Consider the following 17608-nt stretch of genomic DNA (forward strand, 5'->3'; position numbering starts at 1 on the left):
CGGACTATTTCGCCCGCTTTCCGTCACGCCGGAAACAAAAGCCGCGCATCCCCGTCCTGCCAAGGCGCAAACTTGCCCATCACCGCGCCAAACAGCGCCGATTCCACGTGCCCCGCCAGCCAGCGTTGCACATTGGGCAGTTCCAGCCTCGCAAACCAATCGGCGTCCACGCTGGCAAACTGGCGCACGAACGGCATCACCGCCATATCCGCCAGCCCGCGCTGCGCCCCGCAAAGCTGGCCCTGCGCAGCCAGCCGCGCCTCCAGATCGCGCAAGAAGGCCAGCCCGCTCTCGCGGTGAGCCAAGGCATCACTGCCATGGCGTTCGGGATATTTGTAGCGGTCAAGGTCATGCTTGAATGCGCCGTCATTGCGCGCCACCAGCGCCGGATCATTGCGGTGCAGCCAGCCTTCGGGATCGTTTTGCGCCAATGCCCAGTGCATTACCTCAAGGCTCTGCTCGATCACCGTTCCGTCTGCCAGCACCAGCACCGGCACGGTCCCTTTGGGCGAAGCCTCAAGCATGGCGGCGGGCTTGGCCGCCAGCTTCACCTCACGCAATTCGCACACCGTTCCGCTTGCCGCCAGCGCCAGCCGCGCCCGCATGGCATAAGGGCAGCGGCGGAAGCTGTAGAGGACGGGCAGGGCGGTCAAACCGCGCCAAGCCCGATCAGCGAGATCTGCCGCCCGTAGCCTGTCTCATGGCGGTGCGTGGCACGGCGGAACGAATAGAACCGCGCTTCTTGCGCATAAGTGTCCTCGCCCAGCATCCCCACTTTGCTTACCCCCGCATCGCGCAGCCGCGATGCGACATAGCCTTCCAGATCAAACCACGCGTGGCCCTCGCGCCCTGCCCGGAAAAAGCGCTCGTTCTCAGCGGCCTGCTCCAGAAACCGCGCCTCGAACCCCGCATCCACCTCATAGCTTTTCTGCGAAATGCACGGCCCCACCACGGCGGCAATGTTGGCGCGGGTCGCCCCCAACGCCTCCATCGCCTCCAGCGTCGCCTCGCAAACCCCAGTAAACGCGCCCTTCCACCCCGCATGGGCAGCACCGACAATGCCCGCCGTCGCATCAACGAAAAGCACCGGCGCGCAATCGGCGGTCAATACGCCCAGCACAATGCCGGGACGGTCAGTCACCAGCGCATCAGCCTTCGGACGATCCGCATCGGCCCAGGCTTCCGTCACCGTCACCACATCGGCTGAATGGATCTGGTAGCACGTCTGCAACGTGCCACCGGCCAGCACCGCATCCACCGCCAAGGCACGGTTTTGCGCCGTCAGCGCCGGGTCATCCTCGCTATAGCTGACGTTCAGCCCCGCCAGTTCACCCGTGCTTACCCCGCCACGACGGCCCAGAAAGCCGTGCGCTGCGCCTGCCAGCAACGGATGGGTCAGCGCCTCGACGCTCACCCTTCCAGGCTCTTCGTCACCTGTTCACGCACATCGCGTGACAAGTTTGGTGCAGCCGCAATCCGCTCAAGCTCGGCGCGCATCAAAGCGGCGCGGCCCTCGTCCACCTTTTTCCAGCGGCCCAGCGGCGGCACGAACCGCGCTGCCACGTTGCCGTTGATCGGATCAAGCGCAAGGATCAGGTCGGCGATCAGGCGATAGCCTTCGCCGCCTGACTTGTGGAAGGCCTGCGCATTCACTGCATAGGCCATCCACAGCGCGCGCACGCGGTTGGGGTTGGTCAGGGTGAAATCACGGTGTTGTGCCAATGCCTTGACGTGTTCGGTCGCATCGGGGTTCAACGATCCGGCCTGAAGCGAAAACCACTTGTCGATTACCAGCATGTTGCCATCGAACCGCGCATGGAAATCGGCCAGCGCCGCTTCGCGCTGCGCACAATCAAGGCTGCACAGCACCATCAGCGCCGATTGGCGGTCGGTCATGTTGGTGGCGGCATCATATTGCGCCTTGGCCCGCCGCGCTGCCTCTGCCGGATTTGCCGCCGCAAGGTACACCAGCGCCTGCGTCTTCAGCTTGCGCGCACCCCGCGCCGCAGCCTCAAGACTATAGGGCACCGCGCTGCACCGGTCATGCAGGGCCAGCCACTTGTCCTGCAACGTCTCGCCCAGCCAGCGCTTCAATCCCTCACGCTCGGCAAAGATGCGCGTCGGATCGGCGCGGTCCAGCTGTTCGGCCAGATAAGCCTCGCCCGGCAGGATCAGCAATTCCCCGCGCATCAGATCATCCAGCGCCGCATCATCAAGAATCGCGCCCATCGCATTGCCAATCGCCGCGCGTCCGGCAGCACGTTCGGCATCGGGCAGATTGCCCGCAACGGCCGCCACCAGATGCCGCACGATCAATTGCTGCATCGCTTCATAACGCGCGAACGGATCATCATCATGCGCGGCCAGAAACACCAGATCATCCACGCTGACCGGCGCGGTCACTTCCACCGGAGCCGAAAAACCACGGTTGATCGAAAGCACCGGCGGCGCAGTAAAGCCCTCGAACGTGAAAGTCTCCTCCGGCCCGGTCAGCACCAGCAAATGCTCGCCGTCATGCTTGCCCGTGGCGCGATCGAACAGAGCGGTGCGCAACGGGATCACCATCGGCTGCTTGACTGGCAGCCCTGGGGTGGGATTCAGCGTTTGCGACAGCGTGAGGGTGACCTTACCCCCCTCATACCCCATGCTGACCCCCACTTTCGGGGTGCCTGCCTGTTCGTACCAGCGGCGGAACTGCGTCAGGTCAATTTCTGCTCCATCTTCAATGGCTTTGACAAAATCTTCGCACGTCGCCGCCTCGCCATCGTGGCGGTCGAAGTACAGCGTCGTGCCCTTCAGAAACCGCTCCATGCCGGTCAGCACGGTCATCATGCGGATCACTTCTGCGCCCTTGTTATAGACCGTGGCGGTATAGAAGTTGCTGATTTCCTGATAGGAATCCGGCCGGATCGGATGCGCCAGCGGCCCTGAATCTTCCGGAAACTGCGCCGCGCGCAAAATCCGCACGTCTTCGATCCGCTTTACCGGCGCAGACCCGCGATCAGCGCTAAACTGTTGATCTCTAAGGACAGTAAAGCCCTCTTTCAGGCTCAACTGGAACCAGTCGCGGCAGGTGACGCGGTTGCCCGACCAGTTGTGGAAATATTCATGCGCCACCACGCCCTCAACCGCGTCATAATCGCCATCGGTCGCGGTTTCAGGGTCGGCCAGAATATAGCGCGTATTGAAGACGTTAAGCCCTTTGTTCTCCATCGCGCCGGCGTTGAAATCGCTCACCGCCACGATGTTGAAATCATCCAGATCGTATTCGCGGCCATAGACGTCCTCGTCCCACTTCATCGAAGCGATCAGCGAATGCATGGCGTGGGTCGTGCGGCTTTCATCGCCCGCACGGACATAGATCGCAAGGTTCACCTTACGCCCTGAAATCGTTGTGAATTCATCGCGATGGGCGACCAGATCCCCTGCCACCAGCGCGAACAGATACGAAGGCTTGGGCCACGGGTCGTTCCATTGCGCCCAATGCGTACCGTCGTCATTATCGCCCGCAGCCACGGGGTTGCCATTGGACAAAAGCACCGGAAACGCGGCCTTTTCCCCGCTCATCCGCACTGAATAGACCGAAAGCACATCAGGCCGGTCAGGGAAAAATGTGATGCGGCGGAAACCCTCGGCCTCGCACTGGGTACACAACAAGCCGTTTGATGCATAAAGCCCTGAAAGCTGGGTGTTTGCCACAGGATCGATCACGGTTTCGATGGCCACATCATGGGCGTCGCCGGAAAGGTCGATCACCAGATCGTCGCCGTCCATTTTCCACGCATTGTGCGCCACGCCGTCTACAGAAACCGCTTTGGCTTCAAGCCCTTCGCCATTCAGCCGCAATTGCGCCGACCCTGCGCCAGCAGGGTTCTTGCGCACCTTCAGCATGGAAGTGACGCGTGTGGCGTTCAGCGAAAGCACAAAGTCCAGAGCGATTTCTGGCACCAGCCATTCGGGCGGGCGATAATCCGCGCGGTGAATGACGGGCGGCGGGGCGAATGGAGCGCTGGACAGATCGTTCATGCCTGCAACTTAAGAAGCGATGGCCCCAGCGGCAATCACCGTTATAGTCCTTTGCATGAATAGCATGCTGATTTTCGGAATGGGCTACACCGCGCAAGTGCTGGCAGGGCGTTTGCGCAATGCCGGTTGGCACGTCTCGGGCACCGGAAGCGCGGGCGACATTGCCTTTGCCGATGGCGCTGCGGTGCACGCGGCCTTGGCCACCGCAACCCATGTCCTGTCATCGGTTCCGCCAGCGCGCGAAGGCGGCGATCCGGTGCTGGACACCTATGGCACAGATATTGCGGCAAGCGGCGCAAAGTGGATTGGCTACCTTTCCTCCACCGGCGTCTATGGCGATGCAGGCGGGGCCTGGGTTGATGAAAGCGCACCGGTAGGCCGCGGACGTCGCACGGCGCGGGCCGATGCCGATCTGGCGTGGCAGGCGCTGGATGTGCGGGTTCGCGTGTTCCGGCTGCCGGGAATCTACGGTCCGGGTCGCAGCGCGCTTGACCGCGTTGGTGAAGGCCGCGCGCACCGCATTGCCATTCCCGATCAGGTGTTCAGCCGGGTGCATGTGGACGATATCGCCAGCGGCGTGATCGCTTCGTTTGCAGGGCCGGCGGGCGCCTACAACCTCGCCGATGATCTGCCGTGCAGCCAGAACACTGTGATCGAAGAAGCCGCGCGTATGCTCGGCGTTGCGCCCCCGCCCATGCAATCGCTGGAAGAGGCCAACTTGTCGCCAATGGCACTGGCTTTTTACGCCGAAAACCGTCGCGTCGCCAATGGCAAGGCCAAGCGCGTCCTGAACTGGAAACCGGCGTTTGCAACTTACCGCGAAGGTTTGCGCGCGTTGAGCGCAACGACAAGACCGATCATCACCAAGGCCGATCCCGATGCTGCCAGAACAGACCAGCGATAGCCTTCGAACACGGTGGACAGGATCATGGCGATCACCGGCACCAGCACGCCGTTATAGGCCCCACGCCCTGCGCCAAGCCTTTGCAAAAGCCGGAAATACAGCGGAAACGTAACGACCGATCCGATCAGGCCAAGATAAATCACGCCGAATATATACCCGGGCCGCGTATCGAATTGGGGCGGCCCTTCGACGCCAAGCGCAAATGCGCCATCCATCAGCGCGCCCAGCAGCATGCCCCACGCGAGCAGCGGGATCATCGGCTGTTTGCGCGCGGCACTGCTAGCCTGCAATACGTTGGCGGTGGATGCGCTCAACAGGGCTGCCCCTGTCAACGCAATGCCCACCAGCACTTTGCCTTCGGGCGGGGCCATGCGGTATTCATGCAGCAGCAGCAGCGCAATGCCCGCCCCCGCCACAGCCGATCCGGCCAGAAACCGGCGGGTGACGGGCTGTTTCAACCACAGCCAGCCCAGCAGCGCATTGGGCACCAGCAGCAGCGCAAACAGCACCGCAACAATGCCTGACGTCAGATGCTGTTCGGCGCGATAGACGAACTGGAAGTTCATCACGAACTGGGTCAGCCCCAGCAGCGCCGCAATGCGCAGGCCGGTGGCATCAATGCGCAAAGACTCGCGCCGGACCAGCGCCAAAGTCGCCATGCCGATGGCCGCAACCGTGAACCGCCAGGTGACCGACCAACTGGGCGGAACGCTGCCGATCTGGTCCTTGATCACCAGCCAGGTTGATCCCCAGATCAGCGCTACGATGAAAAACGGCCCCGCCACGCTCCATTGCCAGAAGCGCGCCTGTCCCGGTAATTCAGGCCCCGGTAATTCAGGCACCGGTAATTCAGGCACCGGCAATTCCTGATCTGTTTGATGGCTCATAAAGATGCGATGGCGCGGGCCAGCGCGGAAACGTGCACCGGATCGCTGTTCCATGCAGTAACCAGCCGCGCCGCACCGGGGGCACCGGCAGGCGCGGTCCAGTCATAAAAATCAAACCCTTGTACACGCAGGGCGGCCTGTTCGGCAGGGGACAGGATCACGAAAATCTCGTTCGCCTCAACCGGATGGAACACGCGGGTGCCGCATGCCTGTGCCAGTTCTTGCGCAGCGGCATTGGCCGCGCGGGCGTTCTCCAGCCACAAGTCGCCCTCGATCATCGCCAGCACTTGCGCGGCAAGATAGCGCCCCTTGGATTGCAGATGCCCTGCGCGCTTGCGCCGATACCGCACGACATCGGCCAGTTCCATGTCGAAGAACACCAGCGCTTCGGCGTTCATGCCGCCGTTTTTGACAAATCCGAAGCTTAGCACATCGACGCCAGCTTGCGCCGTGATCTCGGCGGGATGGCAGCCAAGATGCGCCACGGCATTGGCAAAACGCGCGCCATCCATGTGCAGACCCAGCGCGCGGCCCTGGGCCAGCGATCCGATTTCGGCAACCTGCGACGGGGTATAGACCCGGCCATATTCAGTCGTCTGCGTGATCGATATGGCATGCGGCTGCACCTGATGGACATCGTTGCGCAGCGGATCAATCACGGCGCGGATGGTATCGGGGGTCAACATCGCGCCTTCGCCATCGGCCAGCATCAACTTGGCGCCATGCGTGTAAAATCCCGGCGCGCCGCCTTCGTCCATCTCGATATGCGCCTCACGGTGGCACACCACTCCGCCGTGGGGCGGGACCATCGCTGCCAGCGCCAGACAATTTGCCGCCGTGCCCGTGGCAACCCAAAGCGCTGCGCATTCCGTGCCGAACAGGTTAGAAAAGGCATCGTCCATCCGGCGCGAAAGGGCATCACCATCATAGCCCGAATCGGTGCTGTCGGCGGCGTGCATGGCTTCCCAGATGCGCGGGTGGACAGCGGCGGTGTTGTCAGAAAAGAATTTCATCGGAAACCGCATTGTCGCTCGCGGCGTTTCCGGTCAAGCAACGAGCCGGAACTATGGCAGAAAAGGTGGATGTAATGGCGGCAGAAGTAACGATCACGCAATTCGATCAGGGTGCGCGCGGGGAATATCACGCAAAAGTCGAAGGCAGCGATGTGATCGGCCGCCTGACCTACAGCCAGAAGGGCGATATCCTCACTGCCGATCACACGCTGGTTCCTCCGGAAATTGGCGGGCGCGGCGTCGCGGCGAAGCTGGTCGAGGCGCTGATCGCTGATGCGCGCAAGATGGGTTACAAGATCGTGCCGCAGTGCAGCTACGTTGAAGCCGCGTTCCGGCGCAATCCGGACTGGGCCGATCTGCGCGCCTGACCGTCCCGGCGGGGGGCGGTCAGTTTCAATACCGGTCCAGTTTCAATGCTGGTCCGATTTGGGCCAGACACCCCCTTCGGGCTATGTTGTCATGCCAAATTTTCAGGTATTTACTCATGTTTGATAAGCCAGAAACGGCGGAGAGAGCATGGTGCGGGAGCAGCTTTTGGCATTGGCGCGCGCGTTAAGCGAACTGGCCAACGTCACCACTGACGAAAGTGACGAAAGCCATCCCCGGCATAAGCCAACCAAGGCTGATTTGCTGCAAGAAGCCAGGCATCAATTCAAGGCACAACTGCTGCGCGAAGCCCATTTCGAAGGCCTGCCATTTCATGAAACCGGCTGGGAAATTCTGCTGGAACTTTACATTGCCGAGGCAGAGGGGCGAAAGCTCAATGTTACGGCAATCGGCCTCGACGGGCACATACCCAACGCCACGCTGGTCCGGTGGATTGCCCTGCTCGAACATCGCCAGCTGGTCTTTCGCCAACCCGATACCATCGATCGCCGCAGAACGTGGATAGGGTTGACGTCGCTGGGCAGTGAAAAGCTGGATCTGTGTTTGCGGGAATGCGTGCGTTAAAAAGGGCGCGCTTCAATTTGTCGGGTGGAAATGGTGCTGCTGGGGAGGATTGAACTCCCGACCTCAGCCTTACCAAGGATGCGCTCTACCACTGAGCTACAGCAGCACACCATTTCCAAAGCTGCCATGCACCCGTTGATCCGCGAACGGACGGGGTGGGCAGGGGCGGGCTAATGACGGTGGGGGGATGCTTTGTCAAGCAGCGGGTTCTGCAGAACTTGCGCGATAGGGGCAGGACGGGCACTAAAGCCTGCAATGACTGACACCAAATCCCCTGTAACCCGCGAAGAACGTCTGGCCGCACGGCTCCGCGAAAATCTCAAGCGGCGCAAAGCACAGGCCCGCGCGCTGGGTGATCCCGGACAAAACGAAGCCGAATCACAGGAAACTGGCCTTCCCAAAACAGCAGGGTAACGCTAGGGCGCTGCTCAATTCTTTCACAGTAACAGGATGCCTTGATGCCCCGCCTGATCCTGATCCGCCACGGTCAATCGCAGTGGAACCTTGAAAACCGCTTCACCGGCTGGTGGGATGTGGACGTAACCGAAAAGGGCGCGGCTGAAGCCTTCGCTGCGGGCAAGCTGCTGAAAGACAAAGGCATGCTGCCAACGCTGGCGTTCACATCGCTGCAAAGCCGCGCGATCAAGACGCTGCATCTGGCGCTTGAAGCCGCAGGCCGCCTGTGGGTGCAAGAAGACAAGGACTGGCGCCTGAACGAACGCCACTACGGCGGGCTGACGGGCCTCGACAAGGCCGAAACTGCAGCCAAGCATGGCGATGAACAGGTGAAAGTCTGGCGCCGCAGCTTCGATATTCCGCCGCCACCGCTTGAGGCTGGCAGCGAATTCGATCTGGCGTCCGACCCGCGCTATGCCGGGATCGCGGTGCCTGCTACCGAAAGCCTGAAAGACACCATCGCCCGCGTCCTGCCCTGCTGGGAAGAAAAGATCGCGCCTGCCCTGAAGGCCGGTGAAACGGTAGTCGTTTCGGCCCACGGCAACAGCCTGCGCGCGCTGGTAAAGCACTTGTCAGGCATCTCTGACGAGGACATCACCGGCCTTGAAATCCCGACCGGCCAGCCGATCATCTATGAACTGGATGACAATCTGGCTGAAATCGAACGCTATTACCTGTCAGAGCGTTGATCGCTTGAGGCACGTTTTCAAGGGGCGGGGATAATGCACAAGCCGACAGTTGCTATCGTCATGGGCAGCCAGTCTGACTGGGAAACGATGAAGAACGCCGCCGCCGTGCTGGAAAAGCTGGGCGTCGCGCACGATTGCCGCATCGTTTCGGCGCACCGCACGCCGGACCGGCTGGTGGCCTTCGCCAAAGGTGCCCACCTCGAAGGCTTCCGCGTAATCATCGCGGGCGCAGGCGGCGCGGCGCATCTGCCGGGCATGGTCGCAGCGATGACGCACTTGCCGGTGCTGGGTGTGCCGGTGGAATCCAAGGCGCTCAAAGGCATGGATTCGCTCCTGTCCATCGTGCAGATGCCTGGCGGCATCCCTGTGGCCACGCTGGCCATCGGCGTTCCGGGCGCCACCAACGCTGGGCTTCTGGCCGCCTCGATCCTCGCCACATCGGACGAGGCATTGGCGCAACGCCTGATCGCCTTCCGCACCGCGCAGACCGATTCGGTTGCGGAAAAGCCCGTCGGATGATTGCTCCGGGCGAGACTATCGGCATTCTGGGCGGCGGTCAGCTTGGCCGCATGATCGCGCTGGCCGCAGCCAACCTCGGCTATCGCTGCCACGTCTACGCGCCCGAAGCCGATCCCATCGCCGCCGATGTCTGCGCCGCCTTCACCCGGGGCACGTTCGATGATGAAGCCGCGCTCTCGGCCTTTGCCGAACAGTGCGCCGTCGTCACTTACGAGTTCGAGAACGTCGCCGCAGGCCCATTGGGCGCAATTGCCCCCCACGCCCGCCTGCACCCGCCCGCCCGCGCGCTCGAAGTGGCGCAAGACCGGGTGAACGAGAAGACCTTTGTCGAAGCCCTCGGCGGCCGTCCAGCACCGTGGGCACAGGTCGATTCGCTGGGTGACCTGAAAGCCGCCGTCGCCAAAATCGGCACGCCCGGCATCCTCAAGACCCGCCGCGATGGCTATGACGGCAAAGGCCAGTGGCGCATCATGTCCCCCGCCGATGCCGACGCGCTCGAACTGGCTGATGTCCCGCTGATTTACGAAGGCTTCGTCACCTTCGCGGCGGAGTTCTCGGTCATCCTCGTGCGCACCTCTGCGGGCGAAGTGCGGTTCTGGGACAGCGCGGAAAACGTCCACAAGAACGGCATTCTTGATCGCTCCACCGTGCCCGCCTCCCAAGTGATCCTGGGGCAAGTGGACGAAGCCCGCGCACTGGCAGCAAAAGTCGCCGATGCGCTTGAATACGTTGGCGTCCTCACGCTCGAATTCTTCGCCACGGCGCAAGGCCCGGTGTTCAATGAAATGGCCCCCCGCGTCCACAATTCGGGCCACTGGAGCATTGAAGGCGCGCTTACCAGCCAGTTTGAAAACCACGTTCGCGCCATTTGCGGGCTGCCCTTGGGATCAACCCAACTGGCCGCCAAAGGCGTTGTCATGGACAACCTGATCGGCGATGATGCACACGATTGGCCCGCCATTTTATCCGACAGCGCCAATCACTTGCACTTGTATGGCAAGGCCGCCGTCCGTCCGGGGCGCAAGATGGGCCACGTCACCCGGCTGGTGCTGTGACGGCCAAGTCACGGGTCAGTCAGGGCTTGTTCCTGATTTATGCCCGCGCCACCAACGGCGTGATCGGGCGCGACAATGCGCTGCCCTGGCGTCTCCCGGCAGACCTCAAACGGTTCAAGGCGCTCACCATCGGCAAGCCCATGATCATGGGCCGCAAAACCTTCGAAAGCCTGCCCGGATTGCTGCCCGGCCGCCGCCATATTGTGCTCACCCGCGATGCAAGCTGGGCAGCAGACGGCGCAGAAGTTGCCGCCAGCGTTGACGAAGCGCTTGCTCTGGCTGGCTCTGGCGAAGTGGCCGTCGTCGGCGGCGCGGAAATCTACCGCCTGTTCCTGCCGCTGGCGGCGCGGGTGGAATTGACCGAAGTCCAAGGTGACTTCGCAGGCGATACCGTGATGCCTCCGCTCGGCCCCGAATGGCGCGAATCCATGCGCGAAGAACATGCTGCGCAGGACAACCGCCCCGCCCATGCCTTTGTCACGCTGGTGCGCCATGAACCAAAGCCATGACCAGCGTCCGGCTTGACGTTGCCGACCTGTGCGACGACATACGCGGCGTGATGCACTGTAACGCAATTAAAACAACACACGCCGCGCAGCTTGCGAAAGAGGCCGCGCTGTGATTCGCCTGCACACTCTTGAGCCCGTGCCCGCACATTTTCGCGGCGGGATCGTTGCACTCGGCAATTTTGACGGGTTCCATCGGGGTCATCAGGCCGTAGTGGGCGAGGCCATCCGCTGGGCCAAGGCTGAGGGCCGCCCCGCCATCGTCGCCACGTTTGATCCGCATCCTGTGCGCTATTTCGCGCCCGATACACCGCCGTTCCGGCTCACCACACTGGACCAGCGGGAAGAATTGTTCGCCGCCGCAGGCGCGGATGCCATGCTGGTTATCCAGTTCGGTGCCGCAGTTGCAGAATTAACCGCGCAAGAATGGATCAAAGGTGGTCTGGTTGATCACCTGGGCGCGGTGGGCGTTGTCACTGGTGACGATTTCACCTTCGGCAAGGGCCGCACCGGCAATCCGCAAGTGCTGGTCGATCACGGCGCGAGACTTGGCCTGCGCGCCAAGGCCGTCAGCGCGGTGGCGTTCGGTGGCGAGGTCGTCTCGTCCAGCCGCATCCGCCATGCCTTGAAAACGGGTGATTGCGAAACGGCAACACAGCTTTTGACGCGGCCCTTCGCCATGCGCGGACCGGTGCAGCACGGCGATAAAGTGGGCCGCACCATCAACTTCCCCACCGCCAACCTCGATATCGGCGCGTATCTGCGCCCACGCTATGGCATCTATGCGGTAACCGGACGCCTGCCAGATGGCCGCGTGTTGAAAGGCGCCGCCAACATCGGCATCCGCCCCACATTCGATCCACCCAGAGAATTGCTCGAACCGCACTTCTTCGATTTTTCGGGCGATCTTTACGGGCAGGAAATCGAAGTCGCCTTCCACCACTTCCTCCGCCCCGAAGCCAAGTTCGACGGCCTTGATGCACTTGTCGCACAAATCGCACTGGACTGTGATGAGGCGCGGCGCTTGTTGGCATAAGCTACAAGGGGTTAGTGATGATCCCGTCTGCATCCGTTACCCCCGCTTCGTCACCCCGGACTTGATCCGGGGTCCATCTCTCCACCCGCAGGCGGTTTGCGTGCTCTGCACTGACCGCCAAAGGGTTTCGCGCAGAGACGCAAAGATCCGCAGAGACCGTCGCGCAGCGCCGCAGGGATGGTGATCTGAACCACGGCCAGCTTCACAAAAACGGCTTCGCCGGATTGTTCGGCGTCTCTGCGCCGTCTGCTTCCTCAGCGCCTCTGCGCGAAACCCCTTTCTTCAAGCGCGGATGGATGTGACGCCACTTCCCCAAACCGCGCATTTGTTCTAACGCGCGCGCTGTATGACCGAACCTCGCGATTTCCGCCCGACTGTCTTCCTGCCGAAGACCGATTTCCCGATGAAAGCCGGGCTCCCCCAGAAGGAGCCGGGCATTCTGGCGCGCTGGCAGGCAGAAGACATTTACCGCAAGGTGCGTGAGGCGCGGAAGGGCCGCGAAAAGTTCATCCTGCATGATGGCCCGCCCTATGCGAACGGCGATATGCACATCGGCCACGCGCTGAACCATATCCTGAAAGACATGGTCTGCCGCACGCAAAACCTGCTCGGCAAAGATGCGCCTTACGTTCCCGGCTGGGACTGCCACGGCCTGCCGATCGAATGGAAGGTTGAGGAAGAATACCGCAAGAAAAAGAAGAACAAGGACGAGGTTCCGCCAAAGGAATTTCGCGCCGAATGCCGCGCCTATGCCCAGAAGTGGGTCGATGTGCAGCGCGAGCAATTGAAGCGCCTCGGCATCAATGGCGATTGGGACAACCCCTACCTGACGATGGACTCTGAGGCCGAGGGCACCATCGTGCGCGAACTGCTGAAGTTTGCCGAAAGCGGCCAGCTTTATCGCGGAGCCAAGCCGGTGATGTGGTCGCCGGTCGAAAAGACCGCGCTGGCCGAAGCCGAGGTTGAATACGAGGACATCACCTCGACGCAGATCGACGTGGCGTTCGAAATTGTTGAATCGCCGATTGCCGAACTGGTCGGCGCCTATGCGGTGATCTGGACGACGACGCCTTGGACGATCCCGGTGAACCAGGCTTTGGCTTATGGGCCAGAGGTTGATTATGTCGTTGTAACTTCTAATGGCAAGCGTTGTTTGGTTGCCAAGGAGCTACATCAAGCTTTTCAACTTCGGTCAGGTCAACTCACATCGCTGGCTGAGATTCTCGACGAAGAACCAACCAAGGAACGTAGCTGGGAAGTTGACGGACCAACAAGCGAACTTGGCGTTATCAAAGGCTCCGACCTCGCCGGAACTATCTGCCAGCACCCGATGGCTAACCTCTTCCGTCACCCCGTGCTTGACACGGGGCTTGGCTCTTCTTCAAGCGCGGCGCCGGAAGGGGAAAGCCAAGCCCCGGATCAAGTCCGGGGCGACGGGACTGTGGATGTAAACTCACCACTCGCCGAATTCTTCCTCCGCCCACGCCCCCTCCTCGCAGGCGATTTCGTCACCACCGACAGCGGCACCGGCCTTGTCCACATGGCCCCCGATCACGGCGAGGACGACTTCGCGCTGTGCAAAGCCAACGGCATCGAACCCGTGTTCGCGGTCCTCGGCGATGGCAAGTACCGCGAAGACTGGGCATGGCTCGGCGGCCAAGGCTCGGTCATCAACCCCAAGTTCAACGCGCCCGATGGCCCGATCTGCACCGCCTTGCGCGAAGCGGGCGGGCTGCTCGCGGCGTCTGCCGATTACAAGCACTCCTACCCGCATTCGTGGCGTTCAAAGGCCAAGGTGATCTATCGCTGCACGCCGCAATGGTTCGTGCCGATGGACAAAGGCGGCGCAGCGTCCGGCGGCACGGTGCTGCCGGTAATCACCGCAGCGCCCGAAGATTCCGATCTGGTCGGCTGGCGGCTGGTCATGGACGGCGCGCCTGCCGGAACCATCGGCTATCACCGCAGCCTTGATTACATCGTGATCCCCGTCGGCGATGAAATGCACGTCGTGCGTGAAGCCCACGCCGAGGCCTATTGCGTCCAGGCGGGCGTCAAGTTCCGCATGGCCGCGTTGATCAAGGGTGCGCTGCTGGCAGGGGCGACTGCCGAGTTGGACGGCGTAAGCTACGCGCTGGTTCAGGATGATGACGTGCTGCCCGAAGGCAACACCGGCTTTTCCGGCATCACAGCCACGGCCACGCTGCGCGAAAAGGCGATCAAGGCCATCGCCGAAACACGCTGGGTGCCTGAAAAGGGCCGCAACCGCATCGGCGCGATGGTCGAAGGGCGGCCCGATTGGGTGCTTTCGCGCCAGCGCGCATGGGGCGTGCCGATCACGCTGTTCGTGGATCGCAAGACCGGCCAATACCTCAACGATCCGGACGTGAACGCGCGCATCGTCGCCGCTGTCATGGCAGGCGGCGTGGATGCGTGGGACGAGGAACACGCGCAGGAATATCTGGGCGATGCCTACAAGCTCGAAGATTACGAGCGCGTTACCGACATTCTCGATGTGTGGTTCGATTCCGGCTCCACTCACGCTTTCGTGCTGGAATCAGGCCGCTGGCCCGATCTGCTGCGGCCTGAAGGCTACACCGGCCCGCACGCTGACCTGTATCTTGAAGGATCAGACCAGCATCGCGGCTGGTTCCAGTCCTCGCTGCTTGAAGCTTGTGCCACGCGCGGCCATGCGCCCTACAAGGCGGTGCTGACCCACGGCTTCACCATGGACCAGAAGGGCATGAAAATGTCCAAGTCCTTGGGCAACACGATCAGCCCGATTGATCTGATGCGCGATTATGGCGCGGATATCCTGCGGCTCTGGGCGCTCTCGGTTGATTTCACCGAAGACCACCGCATCGGCAAGGAAATCCTCCAAGGCGTCGCGGATCAATACCGCAAGCTGCGCAACACCTATCGCTACCTGCTCGGCGCGCTCGAAGGCTTCACCGAGGCCGAGCGCTTGCCGGTAGAAGACATGCCCGAGCTTGAGCGTTATATGCTCGGCCTCTTGGGCAAGCTGGATGCCACGTTGCGGCAGGCTGTCGATGACTTCGATTTCAACACTTATGTCCGCGCGCTGACCGAGTTCTGCAACGAAGACCTCTCGGCGTTCTTCTTCGATATCCGCAAAGACAGCCTCTATTGCGATGCGCCAACCGACCTGAAGCGCCGCGCCTATCGCACCGTGCTCGATACGCTGTTCCACGCCCTCGTCCGCTATGGCGCGCCGGTGCTGGTGTTCACTTCGGAAGAAGTGTGGTCCTCGCGCTATCCGGACGCTGACAGCGTACATCTGCTCGAATGGCCGCAAGTGCCCGCGATTTCGGTCGATGAAGCCCATTGGACCGAACTGCGCGCCCTGCGTCAGACAGTGAACGAGGCGATCGAGCCGTTGCGCCGCGAAAAGGTGCTGGGATCAGGGCTTGAGGCCATCGTCACCGTACCAGAAGGCGCACCGCAAGCCGATCTTGCCGAGTTGTTCATCACCGCGACAGTAACGCGCGGGCAGGGCAGGGAAGTGACTGTCGAACGCTCCTCCGATCACAAATGCGGCCGCTGCTGGCGCTTGTTGCCCGAAGTGTCGGAAGACGGCGCGCTGTGTGGCCGGTGCGAGGACGTCGTTGCGCAAATCGATGCAGGCGTTGAGGCGTGAACGTAAAGCGTTTGCGGATTGAAGGCATGGCCCTTGCGCTGGCGATTTTCGTGATCGACCGCGCAGTGAAGGCGCTGATGGTCGGCCCGCTCGCCCTGCGCGAACGCGGGTTGATTGATCTGCTGCCGATGTTCGATCTGCGCTATGCCGAGAACTATGGCGTTTCGTTCGGGATGTTTTCGGCCACGTCGCTGGAAATGCGTTGGGGCCTGATTGCGGTGACGGCGCTCATCGCCACCGGCGTGTTCATCTGGATGCTGCGCGAAACCTTGCGCGGCGATATCCTCGGCCTTGGCCTCGTGCTGGGCGGAGCTATCGGAAATATCTATGATCGCCTGACGTTTGGCTATGTCATCGACTATGCCGATCTGCACTTTGGTGAATGGCGACCGTTCCAGATATTCAACCTGGCCGACGTGGCGATCACGTTTGGCGTTCTGATACTGCTTGCCCGCTCGTTCAAATCGCGCGAAAAGCCCCATGATAGCGGCGATGATACCGCCACGGAGAATGCATGATGCGTAAAGTTGCCGCCCTTGCCCTCGTCGTTTCGGCTGCGGCATTGCTGTCTGCTTGTGGTGGTGGCGGCAATTCGCTGCTCAATCGTGACCGGCCTGATGAAATGGCCGTCACCCGCGCCGCGCCACTGGTGGTTCCGCCTGACTTTTCGCTCACCCCGCCAAACCCCGGTTCGCCGCGCCCGCAGGATACCGATACCGGACGCCAAGCGCTTGATGCGCTGTTCGGCGGCCCATCGGCGCGTTCGGGGATCGAAACCGATTCGCTGAACCGTGCCGGCACCGCCGCCACCTCGATTCGCTCCACCGTGGGTGATCCTGAAACGCAAACCGTGGCCAAGGGACAGATCGTGCGCGATATCCTCGCCGCGCCCGAAGGCGATGGTCAAGCTGCATCCGCTGCGATTCCGGGCTAATCCATCCGGCTAGCGCTATGGCAAAGCCCTGCTTCGGCAGGGCTTTTTCGTTTCACACGCGCCAATCGATTGCGCCGCGCCCGCAGCTTTCCAGAAACGCATTGGCCTGGCTGAAATGGCGGCACCCGAAAAAGCCGGTATAGGCCGAAAGCGGGCTGGGGTGCGGGGCCTGCAAAACCAGATGTTTGCCAGTTTGAAGCGCCGCAATGCGCGCGGCTTTCTTCTGCGCATGGCTGCCCCACAGCATGAACACGCACGGGGCATCTTGCTGCGCCACGGCGGCAATCACGGCATCGGTAAATTGCTCCCAGCCGCGCTTCTGGTGTGATCCCGCCTTACCTGCTTCAACCGTCAGCGCATTGTTCAACAAAAGCACGCCCTGCTTAGCCCAATGCGCAAGATTGCCGTGTTTGGGCCGCGCAATGCCAAGGTCGCTTTCCAGTTCCTTGTAAATATTGACCAGGCTCGGCGGCACTTTAACCCCCGTCTGCACCGAAAAAGCAAGGCCGTGGGCCTGTCCGGGACCATGATAGGGGTCCTGCCCCAATATCACCACGCGCACCTGATCGGGCGGGGTCATGTCCAGCGCCGCCAGCCATTGGTCACGCGGTGGAAAGATCACTTTGCCGCTGCGTTCTTCGGCTTCCAGAAAATCGCCTAATGCAGACGGTATCGGATCTGCGTGATCTATACCCAATACTTGCTGCCACGGGGCGGGAGGAACGATTGTCATAATCGCCGTTTATGGCTGCAAAGTACGCCCGGCAAGTGCGCTGCGCAGTGTCTTGCATTGCAGCATTGGTATTAGTCCCGATGCGGCTAGTGCGAAATCATGCTCGGGCGCGTAGTACGATTAGCGAAGTCTTGAATAAGTGGTGTTGATCTATGAAAATTGCGATGGTGGGTTCGGGGTATGTTGGGCTCGTGTCCGGTGCCTGCTTTGCTGATTTCGGGCACGATGTGGTGTGCATCGACAA

The 17608-nt window shown here is 61.7% G+C and carries 19 protein-coding genes and 1 tRNA gene; 13 read left to right on the top strand and 7 right to left on the bottom strand.

The window, feature by feature from the left end:
- Positions 1 to 23: 23 nt before the first annotated feature.
- From B7Y89_RS16430 to pepN, 3 genes are read right to left on the bottom strand one after another with little or no spacing between them, the layout of a single operon-like run.
- Positions 24 to 653 (bottom strand): glutathione S-transferase, encoded by a 630-nt coding sequence (locus B7Y89_RS16430; RefSeq protein ID WP_292940047.1) that lies wholly within the window; start codon positions 651 to 653, stop codon positions 24 to 26.
- Positions 650 to 1414: a peptidoglycan editing factor PgeF gene (pgeF, locus tag B7Y89_RS16435; RefSeq protein WP_292940050.1), complete on the bottom strand. Its 765-nt coding sequence runs from the start codon at positions 1412 to 1414 to the stop codon at positions 650 to 652. The genes B7Y89_RS16430 and pgeF overlap by 4 nt, the downstream gene beginning before the upstream one ends.
- Positions 1411 to 4026, bottom strand: a complete 2616-nt coding sequence (gene pepN, locus B7Y89_RS16440; protein WP_292940053.1) for an aminopeptidase N — start codon at positions 4024 to 4026, stop codon at positions 1411 to 1413. Before pepN ends, pgeF begins: the two co-directional genes overlap by 4 nt.
- A 55-nt stretch (positions 4027 to 4081) precedes the next feature.
- On the opposite strand from pepN, the gene B7Y89_RS16445 reads away from it, so the two are divergent.
- Positions 4082 to 4930, top strand: coding sequence for an SDR family NAD(P)-dependent oxidoreductase (locus B7Y89_RS16445; protein ID WP_292940056.1), 849 nt, complete (start codon positions 4082 to 4084; stop codon positions 4928 to 4930).
- Here B7Y89_RS16445 and B7Y89_RS16450 read toward each other — a convergent pair.
- Together B7Y89_RS16450 and B7Y89_RS16455 are read right to left on the bottom strand one after the other, a co-directional pair.
- Positions 4840 to 5817 carry a DMT family transporter gene (locus B7Y89_RS16450; protein ID WP_292940059.1) on the bottom strand — a complete coding sequence of 326 codons (978 nt, stop codon included), beginning with the start codon at positions 5815 to 5817 and terminating at the stop codon, positions 4840 to 4842. The two genes, B7Y89_RS16445 and B7Y89_RS16450, sit on opposite strands and share 91 nt — an antisense overlap.
- Positions 5814 to 6830 carry a beta-eliminating lyase-related protein gene (locus B7Y89_RS16455; protein WP_292940062.1) on the bottom strand — a complete coding sequence of 339 codons (1017 nt, stop codon included), beginning with the start codon at positions 6828 to 6830 and terminating at the stop codon, positions 5814 to 5816. The genes B7Y89_RS16450 and B7Y89_RS16455 overlap by 4 nt, the downstream gene beginning before the upstream one ends.
- A 53-nt stretch (positions 6831 to 6883) precedes the next feature.
- On the opposite strand from B7Y89_RS16455, the gene B7Y89_RS16460 reads away from it, so the two are divergent.
- Together B7Y89_RS16460 and B7Y89_RS16465 are read left to right on the top strand one after the other, a co-directional pair.
- Positions 6884 to 7198: a GNAT family N-acetyltransferase gene (locus B7Y89_RS16460; protein ID WP_292940065.1), complete on the top strand. Its 315-nt coding sequence runs from the start codon at positions 6884 to 6886 to the stop codon at positions 7196 to 7198.
- Positions 7199 to 7346: 148 nt separating this feature from the next.
- Entirely contained in the window at positions 7347 to 7781 is a 435-nt protein-coding gene (locus B7Y89_RS16465; RefSeq protein WP_292940068.1) for a hypothetical protein, read from the top strand.
- A 31-nt stretch (positions 7782 to 7812) separates the two neighbouring features.
- Here the strand turns inward: B7Y89_RS16465 and B7Y89_RS16470 are convergent.
- Positions 7813 to 7887, bottom strand: a tRNA-Thr gene (locus B7Y89_RS16470).
- 149 nt (positions 7888 to 8036) lie between these two features.
- Here B7Y89_RS16470 and B7Y89_RS16475 point away from each other — a divergent pair.
- The 9 genes from B7Y89_RS16475 to B7Y89_RS16515 all read left to right on the top strand — a co-directional run bounded on the left by B7Y89_RS16475 (position 8037) and on the right by B7Y89_RS16515 (position 16631).
- Positions 8037 to 8195, top strand: coding sequence for a hypothetical protein (locus B7Y89_RS16475; protein WP_292940071.1), 159 nt, complete (start codon positions 8037 to 8039; stop codon positions 8193 to 8195).
- Between the two features lie 44 nt (positions 8196 to 8239).
- Positions 8240 to 8926, top strand: a complete 687-nt coding sequence (gpmA, locus tag B7Y89_RS16480; RefSeq protein WP_292940074.1) for a 2,3-diphosphoglycerate-dependent phosphoglycerate mutase — start codon at positions 8240 to 8242, stop codon at positions 8924 to 8926.
- A gap of 33 nt (positions 8927 to 8959) precedes the next feature.
- On the top strand, positions 8960 to 9445 hold the full coding sequence (gene purE / locus B7Y89_RS16485) for a 5-(carboxyamino)imidazole ribonucleotide mutase (protein ID WP_292940077.1): 486 nt from the start codon (positions 8960 to 8962) through the stop codon (positions 9443 to 9445).
- Entirely contained in the window at positions 9442 to 10500 is a 1059-nt protein-coding gene (locus tag B7Y89_RS16490; RefSeq protein WP_292940080.1) for a 5-(carboxyamino)imidazole ribonucleotide synthase, read from the top strand. The genes purE and B7Y89_RS16490 overlap by 4 nt, the downstream gene beginning before the upstream one ends.
- The gene (locus tag B7Y89_RS16495; protein WP_292940083.1) at positions 10497 to 11009 is read left to right on the top strand and encodes a dihydrofolate reductase; all 513 of its coding nucleotides are present in this window, start codon (positions 10497 to 10499) and stop codon (positions 11007 to 11009) included. The genes B7Y89_RS16490 and B7Y89_RS16495 overlap by 4 nt, the downstream gene beginning before the upstream one ends.
- Before the next feature lie 109 nt (positions 11010 to 11118).
- Positions 11119 to 12042, top strand: a complete 924-nt coding sequence (locus B7Y89_RS16500; protein ID WP_292940086.1) for a bifunctional riboflavin kinase/FAD synthetase — start codon at positions 11119 to 11121, stop codon at positions 12040 to 12042.
- 346 nt (positions 12043 to 12388) lie between these two features.
- Entirely contained in the window at positions 12389 to 15697 is a 3309-nt protein-coding gene (locus B7Y89_RS16505) for an isoleucine--tRNA ligase (protein ID WP_292940089.1), read from the top strand.
- 26 nt (positions 15698 to 15723) lie between these two features.
- Positions 15724 to 16215: a signal peptidase II gene (lspA, locus tag B7Y89_RS16510; RefSeq protein ID WP_292940110.1), complete on the top strand. Its 492-nt coding sequence runs from the start codon at positions 15724 to 15726 to the stop codon at positions 16213 to 16215.
- Positions 16215 to 16631 (top strand): DUF3035 domain-containing protein, encoded by a 417-nt coding sequence (locus B7Y89_RS16515; RefSeq protein WP_292940113.1) that lies wholly within the window; start codon positions 16215 to 16217, stop codon positions 16629 to 16631. The genes lspA and B7Y89_RS16515 overlap by 1 nt, the downstream gene beginning before the upstream one ends.
- A gap of 52 nt (positions 16632 to 16683) precedes the next feature.
- Here B7Y89_RS16515 and ung read toward each other — a convergent pair whose 3' ends face one another.
- A complete protein-coding gene (gene ung / locus B7Y89_RS16520; protein ID WP_292940092.1) occupies positions 16684 to 17364 on the bottom strand; it encodes a uracil-DNA glycosylase in 681 nt (226 codons plus the stop codon).
- 152 nt (positions 17365 to 17516) lie between these two features.
- Between ung and B7Y89_RS16525 the strand changes: the two genes are divergently transcribed.
- On the top strand, positions 17517 to 17608 hold a 92-nt coding region (locus B7Y89_RS16525; RefSeq protein ID WP_292939513.1), incomplete at its 3' end, for a hypothetical protein.

Source organism: Novosphingobium sp. 32-60-15, from assembly GCF_002280675.1.
Taxonomy (GTDB): domain Bacteria; phylum Pseudomonadota; class Alphaproteobacteria; order Sphingomonadales; family Sphingomonadaceae; genus Novosphingobium.